We start from the raw sequence: 10,074 nt of genomic DNA on the forward strand, positions 1-10,074 counted from the left end.
AATGTATTATGGATTTGACATTGGCGGCAGCAAGATAGCGCTGGGCGTATTTAATCAGGAGCGGCGACTGCAGTGGGAAAAACGCGTCGCCACGCCGAAAAGCAGTTATGAGGATTTTCTCCAGGCGGTGGAGGCGCTGGTCCGCGAGGCCGATGAGCGCTTCGACCAGCAGGGGTCGGTCGGGATCGGTATTCCGGGGATGCCGGAAACGGCAGACGGCACGCTGTATGCCGCTAACGTGCCAGCCGCCAGCGGCCGGCCGCTGCGCACCGACCTCAGCGCGCGGCTGGGGCGCGATGTGCGCCTCGATAATGACGCCAACTGTTTCGCGCTGTCTGAAGCGTGGGACGATGAGTTTACGCAATACCCGCTGGTGATGGGGCTGATCCTCGGCACCGGCGTGGGCGGCGGACTGGTGTTGAACGGTAAATCGATTATCGGACATAGCTATATCACCGGCGAGTTCGGCCATATTCGCCTGCCGGTGGATGCCCTGGAGGTGGTCGGGCGCGATTTTCCGCTGCTGCGCTGCGGCTGCGGCCAGCTGGGCTGCATTGAAAATTATCTCTCCGGCCGTGGTTTCGCCTGGCTGTACGAACATTTTTACCAGCAACCGCTCTCCTCGCCGGAGATAGTGGCGCAGTGGCAGCAGCACGATCCGCGCGCCCAGGCGCACGTTGAGCGCTATCTCGATCTGCTGGCGGTGTGTCTGGGGAATATACTGACCATTGTCGACCCGGATTTACTGGTGCTCGGCGGTGGATTATCTAACTTTACGGCCATTAGCGAAGGGCTGGCGCAACGATTGCCGCGCCATCTTCTGCCGGTCGCCAGGGTTCCGCGCATTGAGCGCGCACGCCACGGCGATGCCGGGGGAATGCGCGGTGCGGCCTTCCTTCACCTGACCCATTAATCACAGAGGTAGCTATGCAGTCGCGCCGTTTACATCGATTGAGCCGTTTTCGTCGCAATAAACGTCGGTTGCGTGACCGTCTGCGTCAGCGGATTTTCTTTAGGGAGGACAGGATGAAACCTGAAGCGATGGCAAAACCGAGAGTGGTGGTGTTAACCGGCGCGGGCATCTCGGCAGAGTCGGGGATTAAAACCTTCCGCGCGGCGGATGGCCTGTGGGAAGAGCATCGGGTGGAAGATGTGGCGACGCCGGAAGGCTTCGCCCGCGATCCGGCGCTGGTGCAGGCGTTCTACAACGCCCGTCGTCGCCAGCTGCAGAGCCCGGAGATCGCGCCGAACGCGGCGCATCTGGCGCTGGCGCGTCTGGAAGATCTACTGGGCGACCATTTCCTGCTGGTCACCCAGAATATTGATAATCTGCACGAGCGCGCCGGCAACCGCCGGGTGATCCATATGCACGGCGAGCTGCTAAAGGTGCGCTGTTCGTGGAGCGGCCAGGTGCTGGAGTGGACCGGCGACGTCACCGCCGAGGACAAATGCCACTGCTGTCAGTTCCCGGCGGCGCTGCGTCCGCACGTGGTCTGGTTTGGCGAAATGCCGCTGGGGATGGATGAGATCTACAGCGCGCTGGCCGACGCGGATATTTTTATCGCCATCGGTACCTCCGGCCATGTCTATCCGGCGGCTGGCTTTGTGCACGAGGCGAGGCTGCACGGCGCCCATACCGTTGAACTGAACCTGGAACCCAGCCAGGTGGGCAGCGAGTTTGCCGAGAAGCACTACGGGCTGGCAAGCGAAGTGGTGCCTGCCTTTATCGATAAGCTGCTGCAGGAAAACCCGCTATAAACTGAAGCCGCCTGCCGGTAGCCAGGGCCCTGGCCACTGCTTCCGGCAGCGCTGCTGACAAGGATGAAACGTCATGACAGGAGTCAGACCATGCATAATCTGCTGGTTATCGAAGCGATCATGTTGATCGCGGCCATTATCGTTGGCGTCTGGAGCCAGCGCGCTTTACCGCTACACGCTGATAGCCGGCCGATCCTCTTCCTGCTGTGTCTGTTCGTCGGCACTGGCAGCGCATTGTGCCTGCTGCTGGATATCTTAGCCCTGCTGTGCATCGGTCAGATCGCGACAGGGGGTGTGCGGATATACGGCCCCATGCTGCTGCTGCTGGTACTGTGGAAACCTCTCAACTGGGTTGTCGGCATCATTGATGATTTTTTGATACAGCGAGCCGAAAAAGGGAAGGGCAAAGGCCAGCGCGACGGTGGACGACGCTGATCCGCCGCCTGCGCCGTGGCTTATTTATAGCGCCTTTTGCATATTAATGACCGAACGGGCGTTCGAGGCGCTGGTAGCCAGCACATCGATAACCCCGGTGCGTAATGCCCCCAGGATCGCCGTCGCTTTCGTACTTTCGGAGGCGATAGCGATGACGCAGGGAATGGCCCGCAGCTGTTCGAGACTTAAGCCAATGACCCGGTCATTCATCACCGTATCGACGGGTTTGCCCTGAATATTGAAAAAGCTGTACCCCGCCAGATCGCCCACCACCCCCTGTTCCTGACGCGCGGTGGCAATTTCCTGCGGCGTAAACCAGCCGAGCTGGACCATAAAGCTGTTTTCATTCATATCGCCGAGGCCAATGATCGCCACGTCAGCTTTGCTGGCCTGTTCGAGCGTGGCCTTAATCAGGCGGTTTTGCATAAAGGCGGCGCGCAGCTCCGGGGTTTCCACATAGGCCGGGGCGTAAAGCGTTTCGCTGAAGCCGTTAAATTTGCGCGCCAGATTCCGGCTGATGTGGTCGGCGTCGATCAGCTGATTGTCGCGCTTGGTTCCGCCGATGCCGCAGATAAAGCGGCAGTGGCGCTCAGGAAACACACCGACGTGATTCGCCACCGCGGCCACATTGCGCCCCTGACCAACGGTGACGGTCATATCGTTTTTTAACACCCCAGCCAGGTAGTTACTGACCAGGGCCGCCACCTGCTGGCGCTGTTCATCTTCATCATGGTGATCCAGGGCAATCAGCGCGCGCTTAATGCCAAAGTGCGAAATAAACTGCTGCTCAATCTGGGAGCTGAAGACCGGATGGTATTTGACGCTGATCTCAACAATCCCTTCCTGGCGCGCTTTTTTCAGCAGGCGCCCGACTTTGATACGCGAAATGCCGAATCGTTTGGCGATCTCTTCCTGCGTTTGTTCCTGATCGTAATAAGCCACCGCAATTTCAGTGAGCAGGGCGTAATCTGAGTCTTGTTCAATCATGGCTTGGAATTTCCATCTCTGGTGTCCCTCTTATATTACTGCGCCTGCAAAATAAATTCCTGTGTAACGCGTTGAACAATGTCGCAATAGCCTTGTGCGTCCCAGGCCGCGCGGCCGATAAACAAGCCATTGATCTCCGGCTGGCGCAGCAGTTCCACCGCGTTTTGCAGTGTAACGCTGCCGCCATAGAGCAGTGGGATACGGATTCCTGTCTCATGACCAAACCGCTCGCAAAGCGCCTCACGCAACGCCTGATGAATGACGCCCGCCTCCTGCGGCGAGGCGGGGGTGCCGTGTTCGCCAATGGCCCACACCGGTTCATAAGCAATCAGGGTCTGCAGCGCCTGCTGGTGGCTCAGGCCGTACAGGGCGATTTTCATCTGCCGCACCACGCTCTCCCACGACACCTGCCAGCGTTTCTCCTCGGCGCTATCGCCAATACAGATCAGTGGGCGCAGGCCATGACCTAAGGCGCTATGTACTTTTCGATTAATCGCGGCATCGCTTTCATTAAAGGCGGCGCGTCGTTCTGAATGTCCCAGCTCAACAAGCGTGGCGCCGGTTTCTGCCAACATGGCCGCCGAGATTTCCCCGGTCCAGGCGCCCTGATCCGCTTCATGCATATTCTGCGCGCCGGTCAAAAGTGGTAACTGATGCATTTGCAGAAAATGGCTGACGGGTTGGATCGCGGTGAAGGGGGGAATGACGAAGGGCTGAATAGCAGGGTGACAGCCCTCTGGCATCCGCGCTGCCAGCGTTTCGCACCAGGCCATGGCCTGCGACAGCGGCTTATTCATTTTCCAGCTGGTTCCTAACCATATCGGGGTCATCTTTGCTTCTCCTGTTAATAAAATCAAACGCTTGCAAAATGTGGGTGTCATACCCTGTATTGAGGTTGAACTTTTTATCAGTACATGAACATATGTTAGATCACATTTTTCGATGAAAAAAATCTATGAATTTTTTTATGTGATCCTCATCACTAATGGCGGCTCATTCATCAGGTAATGTTTTGAGCATATGATTTGACTATGAACATATGAACAATCAGCTGAGACAAGAGAGGCGCATGATGTCAGCAGAGAAAAAACCCGTTGTGGCGATTACCATCGGCGATCCGGCAGGGATCGGCCCAGAGATCACCGTGGCCACCATGATGGACAAAAGCGTGTATGACGAGTGCAAACCGTTCCTGATCGGCTCGGTACCGATTATCAGCCGGGCGATGAAAATCATGGGCTGCGATTTTGCTATCCATAAAATTGCTCATCCTCAGGAGGCCCGTTTCAGCTGGGGGACGCTGGATGTCCTGGAAACCGGCGACTACGACTGCGACAGCATCGAATGGGGCAAGGTGCAGAAGCTGGCTGGGCAAATGTCGCTGGACTATGTGATGAAGTCGATCGAACTGGGCAAAGCGGGGCTGATCGACGTGGTCTCTACTGCACCTATTCATAAGGAAGCCATCAAGCTGGCGGGATGTAAGCTCCCGGGCCATACCGAAATCTATCAGGTGGAAACCCAATCTGATTATGGCTTGACTATGTTCCACGTCCACAACCTGCGCGTCTTCTTCGTGAGCCGCCATATGGCGCTAAAAGCTGCCTGTGACTATGCCAATAAAGCGCGGGTGCTGGCCTGCGTTCAGCAGATCCATCATGAATTTACTGCCCTGAACATCAACAATCCGCGTATTGCCGTGGCCGCCCTGAACCCGCATGGTTCCGACAACGGTCTTTTTGGTCACGAAGAGGCAGACAATCTGATCCCGGCGGTGAAAGCGGCCCAGGAGATGGGGATCAACGCTATCGGGCCGGTACCGGCCGATTCCGTGTTCCATCTCGGCAAACAGGGGCGCTACGACGCCATTCTCTCGCTGTATCACGATCAGGGGCATATCGCCTGTAAAACCCTCGACTTTGAACGTTCAATCACCATTACCTTCGGCCTGCCGTTTATGCGCAGCTCCGTTGACCATGGGACGGCGTTTGATATCGCCGGTACCGGTAAGGCGGGTACTGTCAGTATGCTTGAGTCGACGCTGGTGGCGGCCCGTTACTGGAAAATGAAGCATCAATAATCGCTGAGGTTCATGCGAATCACGAGGACAGAGAAATGGAAAAACATCTGTTGATTAGCAAGGGCTGTAAGGGCTGGGGTGGGCCTCTGACTATCACGCTGGGTCAGGGAAAAAAGATTGCGTACATTACCGGGGGGATCCGTCCCCCGGTCGTGGACCGCCTGAGCGAACTGACCGGCTGGCCCTCCATTGATGTATTCAAAAATGGCGAACCGCCGGCAGAAGAGATTGGTTTAATGGTCATCGACTGCGGCGGCACGCTGCGCTGCGGACTCTATCCGAAGCGGGGAATTCCCACCATTAACCTGCATCCCACCGGCAAAAGCGGCCCGCTGGCGGAATTTATACACGAAGGGATCTACGTCTCCGGGGTGACGCCTGCCTGCATTGAGATGGTCTGGCCACAAGGGGAAGGCGGAAAGCTTGGGATCGTGGCTGACGATTTGACCGGGGCGACCACCGTCGGGGTGCTGCTGGCACGTAGCGGTTTAAAAACCGCCGCGTTTTTCGATACCGAATCCTTCTCCCGCAATGAGGTCGAGTATCCGGCGATGGTCGTCAGCAGCGACAGCCGCCCATTGCCGAAAGCGGAGGCCCAGCACAAAGTGAGCGCTGCGGTGAAACAGCTGCAGGCTCGCGGCGCGCACTACTTCACCAAGCGGATTGATACCACGCTGCGCGGCGGCATCGGATTTGAAATCGATGCCATGCTGGAACAACTGCCGCAGGAGACGGTGGCGGTTGTGGTGCCGGCGATGCCGCAGTCACGGCGTATTCTCGTCGGCGGTTATTCGGTGATTGATTCGGTAGCCCTGTCGCGGACCGATGTGGCTCGCGATGTACGTACCCCGGTCACCGAGTCGTGGGTGCCGGGACTGTTGGCGGCGCAGACCCATCATCAGGTCGGGCATATCGCGCTGACGTCGGTGATGAAAGGCGAAGGGCAAATCCAGCAGGATTTGCAGGAGCAACAGCAACGCGGCGTGCGGGTGATAGTGGTCGATGCGATAACCGTCGACGATGTCGATGCCATCGCCGGGGCGGTAGTGGCCCTGAACTGGAACGTGCTGGCCGTCGATCCGGGGCCCTTTACCGAACGGCTGGCGGTTCGTCGCGGCCTGATGCGCGAAGCGCGGAGCAGCGCGCCCGCGAGCCTGACAGCGGACGGCCAGCGCGGCTCGATTTTGATCGTTGCCGGCAGCGCAACGCCAGTAACCAAAAAACAGCTCCAGTATTTGATCGCCAGGGATGACCGGGTCTGCCATATCCCGGTTGATGCCGAGCTGTTGGTTGACAGGAAAAACGCCGCTGAGATTGAAGTCAATCGCGTGGTACAGCATGCCCGACAGTGCGTTCCGGCGCAGCACAACGCGCTCTTTGTTTTTGAATCCGCCTTGACCGGGCGGTTGCTAAACCTTCAGGAAGAGGAGCAGAGATTTGGTCTGGCCCACGGTGAGGCTGCGCAAAATATTAACCACGGATTGGGCAGTATTGTACGCGAGGTGCTTAACTGTGCGTCGGGTGAAATTAAAGGATTGTATATGACCGGCGGTGACACCATGGTCAATGTCCTAAAAGAGCTGGGCGCGACCGGAATAGAAATGATTGACTATGTCATCCCGCAAACCGATATGGTGCGGATTATTGGTGGTGATTATGCCGGCTTAATTTGTGTCGGAAAAGGAGGGTTAACCGGACCGGAAGATATTATTGGCATCATTGTTGACCGAATTTATCAAGAAGCACAGCAATAACCCAGTCATCTAATAAAAAATAAACGACGTAATGGTCGTCAGGGTAGTATTGCGTCGTTATCTCTGTTAAATCTTAATTTAAGAGTCACCCTATGAATATTAATATACTTGAGAAAATGAATAAGGTGCCCGGTGGGCTAATCATTATTCCACTGCTGGTGGCAATATTGATTAATACCTTTGCTCCCCAGGTGCTCAGCATTGGCGGCCCAACCACCGCTTTATTTAAAGTCGGTTCCAGCGCCATGATGGGCATATTTTTGCTCATTTGCGGAACCTCAATCAATATCCGTCAGGCCGGTTTGCCGCTCTATAAAGGCGCCGTGCTGCTGTTTCTCAAATGTCTGGCCGGGGCCCTGGCGGTATGGGCCGCGGGAACGTTGTTTGGCCCGAGCGGATTTCTCGGGATATCGACCCTGGCGCTGATTGCCTGCCTGACCAGCTCGAACAGCTCCCTCTATATCGCATTGTGCAGCAACTATGGCGATGCCAGTGATGCCGGGGCGATCTCCGTGTTCTGCATCAAGGATGGTCCGTTTGTCACCATGATGGTGCTGGGCGTCAGCGGCCTGGCCAATATTCCCTTCGCCGCGCTGCTGTCGATGCTTATCCCGCTGCTGATTGGCATGCTGTGGGGCAATCTGGACGAACGTTTTAAACAGTTATGCGCCGCGGCGCAGCCGCTGGTGATCATTATTATGTCGTTCGCCATCGGCGCCAACTCCAGCATCAATACGGTGTTTACCGCCGGCCTGTCCGGGATCCTGTTGGGGATTATCTCCGCGCTCACCGGGATTGTGTTCTACTTTATCTACAACCTGTTTTTGAAGAAGAAAAGCGCGCTGGGCGCCGCGCTGGGAACCACCGCCGCCAGCTCAGCGCTGACGCCGGCGATGGTTGCCCAGGCGGATCCTTCGCTGGCGATGTACGTGGATGCCGCCACCGCGCAGCTGGCGACGGCGAGCATTATCACCATGATCACCGCGCCGATACTGGTCGCCTGGTTTGATAAACGGCTGAAAAAGCGGGCGCCAGCCGCTGAACCTTTGAAAGACGCGAAAAGTGAAGAGAGCGTGACATTATCTTCCCCTGCCGCCAAAGGACACAAATAGTATGAGCGTGCCGTTGTATTCATTACGAATTACCGCCGTCGGGGAATATGTTGAGTGCTCTTTGCGGGAGCAGCGGCTTATTTTATTCTCCGATGCCGTTCCCGACGATATTGCGAGTTATTGCGCCGTACACCAGGCCAGCGAACTGACCGCCGAGTTATCGCCCGGTCAGCGAATGAAATTAAATGATAAAAATTATCGGGTGACCGCGGTAGGCAGTGTGGCAACGGCAAATTTACGACAGCTTGGCCATATCACGCTAAATTTTGATGGCGCAGATATCGCTGAATTACCCGGGACGGTACACCTTTACGGCGAACCACCACAAATTATTCAGCCCGGCGACCAAATTTCGTTTTACCCGAATTGTCATTAAGACGTACTGTTAAATTAAGGAAATAACCATGAAAACAATCGCTATTGGTGCGGATGATGCCGCCTATGCTTTTCGCGATACTATCGTCGCTTATTTGAATGGGCTGGGAATAAACGTCGCGGATTACAGCAGCGATAAGCGCCAGGGGAGTACCGTTTATCCGGATGTTGCCCATGCGGTGGCGATGTCGATTAAACAGGGCGAACACGAGCGCGGCATTCTGATCTGCGGTACCGGCATTGGGATGAGTATTGTGGCCAATAAAGTCCCCGGGGTCCGTGCCGCCCAGTGTCACGATACCTTCTCCGCTGAGCGAGCGCGTAAAAGTAACAACGCGCAGATTATTACCCTCGGCGCGCGGGTGATTGGCACTGAGCTGGGAAAAAAAATTATTCAGGCGTGGCTTGAGTCCGAATATGAAGGCGGCGGCTCCGCGCCCAAAGTGGAACGTATTGATTATTACGAACACCAGCATGCCAGAGATTAATCTCCGCAGTCGTAAGATAAGGAACAGATGATGAGCCAGTTAGACGAACTGAAAAAATACACCACGGTTGTTGCTGATACCGGCGATATTGAATCGATTAAAAAGTTTGCACCCCAGGATGCGACCACCAACCCCTCGCTGGTGCTGAAGGCCGCGCAGCTGCCGCAGTATCAGCCGCTGATTGCCGATGCGATTGGCAAGGCACGCCGCCAGGGAGGCAGCGCAGAAACACAATTGATTAACGCCTGCGATCAGGTGGCAGTGGATATCGGCAGCGAGGTGCTGCGCCATGTGCCCGGGCGTATCTCCACCGAAGTGGATGCCCGCTTTGCCTGGGATCGCGGAATGTGCGTCGCGAAGGCGCGCAAGCTCATCCAGTTATATGAAAAAAATGGCATTGGTCCCGAGCGGATTTTAATTAAGCTCGCCGCCACCTGGGAGGGCATTCGCGCTGCCGAAGAGCTGGAGCAGAGCGGTATAAACTGCAACCTGACGCTGCTGTTCTCTTTCGCTCAGGCCCGGGCATGCGCCGAAGCGGGCGTCTTTCTCATCTCGCCCTTTGTGGGCCGCATCTACGACTGGTATCAGAAGCACCAGCCGCAGTCAGCCTATCAGGTGGACAGCGATCCGGGCGTGGTCTCTGTGCGCCAGATTTATCAGTATTACAAATCCCATGGCTATGACACGGTGGTAATGGGCGCCAGCTTCCGTCGTATTGAGCAGATCCAGGCGCTGGCGGGCTGCGATCGCCTGACTATCTCTCCGGCACTGCTGGACGAGCTGGCGGCCAGCGAAGGAGTGTTGACCCGCCAGTTGACCCCCGGCTGCGTGACGGAAACTCGTCCCAGCCCGATGACGCAGGCGGAGTTTCTCTGGCAGCATCATCAGGATCCCATGGCAGTGGAAAAACTAGCGGAAGGGATCCGACTGTTTGCTGTCGATCAGGTGAAACTGGAACAACAGATTCAGCAGATGCTGTAAGCCGCAGGGATAAAGACTGATGAAGACGACAAAAACCATTCGCTGCCAATGCGCCAACGCGCTGCGCGCCCTGAGCATGGACGCTGTACAGAAAGCCAAATCCG

The 10,074-nt window shown here is 56.4% G+C and carries 11 protein-coding genes; 9 read left to right on the forward strand and 2 right to left on the reverse strand.

Going from position 1 to position 10,074, the window contains the following annotated elements:
- Position 1: 1 nt before the first annotated feature.
- The 3 genes from nagK (at position 2) to HMPREF3142_RS17320 (ending at position 2,193) form a co-directional block, all read left to right on the forward strand.
- Positions 2-913 carry an N-acetylglucosamine kinase gene (gene nagK, locus HMPREF3142_RS17310; RefSeq protein WP_070612246.1) on the forward strand — a complete coding sequence of 304 codons (912 nt, stop codon included), beginning with the start codon at positions 2-4 and terminating at the stop codon, positions 911-913.
- A 14-nt stretch (positions 914-927) separates the two neighbouring features.
- Positions 928-1,758 (forward strand): Sir2 family NAD+-dependent deacetylase, encoded by an 831-nt coding sequence (gene cobB, locus HMPREF3142_RS17315; protein ID WP_008806007.1) that lies wholly within the window; start codon positions 928-930, stop codon positions 1,756-1,758.
- A 90-nt stretch (positions 1,759-1,848) separates the two neighbouring features.
- Positions 1,849-2,193 carry a hypothetical protein gene (locus HMPREF3142_RS17320; protein WP_070612247.1) on the forward strand — a complete coding sequence of 115 codons (345 nt, stop codon included), beginning with the start codon at positions 1,849-1,851 and terminating at the stop codon, positions 2,191-2,193.
- A gap of 24 nt (positions 2,194-2,217) precedes the next feature.
- Here the strand turns inward: HMPREF3142_RS17320 and HMPREF3142_RS17325 are convergent, their stop codons facing one another.
- Positions 2,218-3,180: a sugar-binding transcriptional regulator gene (locus tag HMPREF3142_RS17325; protein ID WP_004140612.1), complete on the reverse strand. Its 963-nt coding sequence runs from the start codon at positions 3,178-3,180 to the stop codon at positions 2,218-2,220.
- 35 nt (positions 3,181-3,215) lie between these two features.
- Complete coding sequence (locus HMPREF3142_RS17330) at positions 3,216-4,010, reverse strand: triose-phosphate isomerase (protein ID WP_070612248.1); 795 nt, start codon at positions 4,008-4,010, stop codon at positions 3,216-3,218.
- A gap of 242 nt (positions 4,011-4,252) precedes the next feature.
- Here HMPREF3142_RS17330 and pdxA point away from each other — a divergent pair, with 242 nt between their 5' ends.
- From pdxA to tal, 6 genes are all read left to right on the forward strand, one after another.
- Positions 4,253-5,260, forward strand: a complete 1,008-nt coding sequence (gene pdxA, locus HMPREF3142_RS17335; RefSeq protein ID WP_008806010.1) for a 4-hydroxythreonine-4-phosphate dehydrogenase PdxA — start codon at positions 4,253-4,255, stop codon at positions 5,258-5,260.
- A 35-nt stretch (positions 5,261-5,295) separates the two neighbouring features.
- On the forward strand, positions 5,296-7,014 hold the full coding sequence (locus HMPREF3142_RS17340) for a four-carbon acid sugar kinase family protein (RefSeq protein ID WP_012968563.1): 1,719 nt from the start codon (positions 5,296-5,298) through the stop codon (positions 7,012-7,014).
- Between the two features lie 92 nt (positions 7,015-7,106).
- Entirely contained in the window at positions 7,107-8,126 is a 1,020-nt protein-coding gene (locus HMPREF3142_RS17345) for a 2-keto-3-deoxygluconate permease (protein WP_004204602.1), read from the forward strand.
- Between the two features lies 1 nt (position 8,127).
- A complete protein-coding gene (locus tag HMPREF3142_RS17350) occupies positions 8,128-8,502 on the forward strand; it encodes a PTS glucitol/sorbitol transporter subunit IIA (RefSeq protein WP_023297368.1) in 375 nt (124 codons plus the stop codon).
- 28 nt (positions 8,503-8,530) lie between these two features.
- The gene (rpiB, locus tag HMPREF3142_RS17355; protein WP_008806013.1) at positions 8,531-8,989 is read left to right on the forward strand and encodes a ribose 5-phosphate isomerase B; all 459 of its coding nucleotides are present in this window, start codon (positions 8,531-8,533) and stop codon (positions 8,987-8,989) included.
- A 30-nt stretch (positions 8,990-9,019) separates the two neighbouring features.
- Complete coding sequence (gene tal, locus HMPREF3142_RS17360; RefSeq protein ID WP_004147958.1) at positions 9,020-9,970, forward strand: transaldolase; 951 nt, start codon at positions 9,020-9,022, stop codon at positions 9,968-9,970.
- The last annotated feature ends 104 nt before the right edge of the window (positions 9,971-10,074 follow it).

The organism is Klebsiella sp. HMSC16C06 (genome assembly GCF_001808325.1).
GTDB lineage: Bacteria > Pseudomonadota > Gammaproteobacteria > Enterobacterales > Enterobacteriaceae > Klebsiella > Klebsiella variicola.

Coding starts and splice junctions, on each gene's coding strand:
- nagK (WP_070612246.1), top strand. CDS start 2: ATGTATTATGGATTTGACATTGGCGGCAGCAAGATAGCGCTGGGCGTA.
- cobB (WP_008806007.1), top strand. CDS start 928: ATGCAGTCGCGCCGTTTACATCGATTGAGCCGTTTTCGTCGCAATAAA.
- HMPREF3142_RS17320 (WP_070612247.1), top strand. CDS start 1,849: ATGCATAATCTGCTGGTTATCGAAGCGATCATGTTGATCGCGGCCATT.
- HMPREF3142_RS17325 (WP_004140612.1), bottom strand. CDS start 3,180: ATGATTGAACAAGACTCAGATTACGCCCTGCTCACTGAAATTGCGGTG.
- HMPREF3142_RS17330 (WP_070612248.1), bottom strand. CDS start 4,010: ATGACCCCGATATGGTTAGGAACCAGCTGGAAAATGAATAAGCCGCTG.
- pdxA (WP_008806010.1), top strand. CDS start 4,253: ATGTCAGCAGAGAAAAAACCCGTTGTGGCGATTACCATCGGCGATCCG.
- HMPREF3142_RS17340 (WP_012968563.1), top strand. CDS start 5,296: ATGGAAAAACATCTGTTGATTAGCAAGGGCTGTAAGGGCTGGGGTGGG.
- HMPREF3142_RS17345 (WP_004204602.1), top strand. CDS start 7,107: ATGAATATTAATATACTTGAGAAAATGAATAAGGTGCCCGGTGGGCTA.
- HMPREF3142_RS17350 (WP_023297368.1), top strand. CDS start 8,128: ATGAGCGTGCCGTTGTATTCATTACGAATTACCGCCGTCGGGGAATAT.
- rpiB (WP_008806013.1), top strand. CDS start 8,531: ATGAAAACAATCGCTATTGGTGCGGATGATGCCGCCTATGCTTTTCGC.
- tal (WP_004147958.1), top strand. CDS start 9,020: ATGAGCCAGTTAGACGAACTGAAAAAATACACCACGGTTGTTGCTGAT.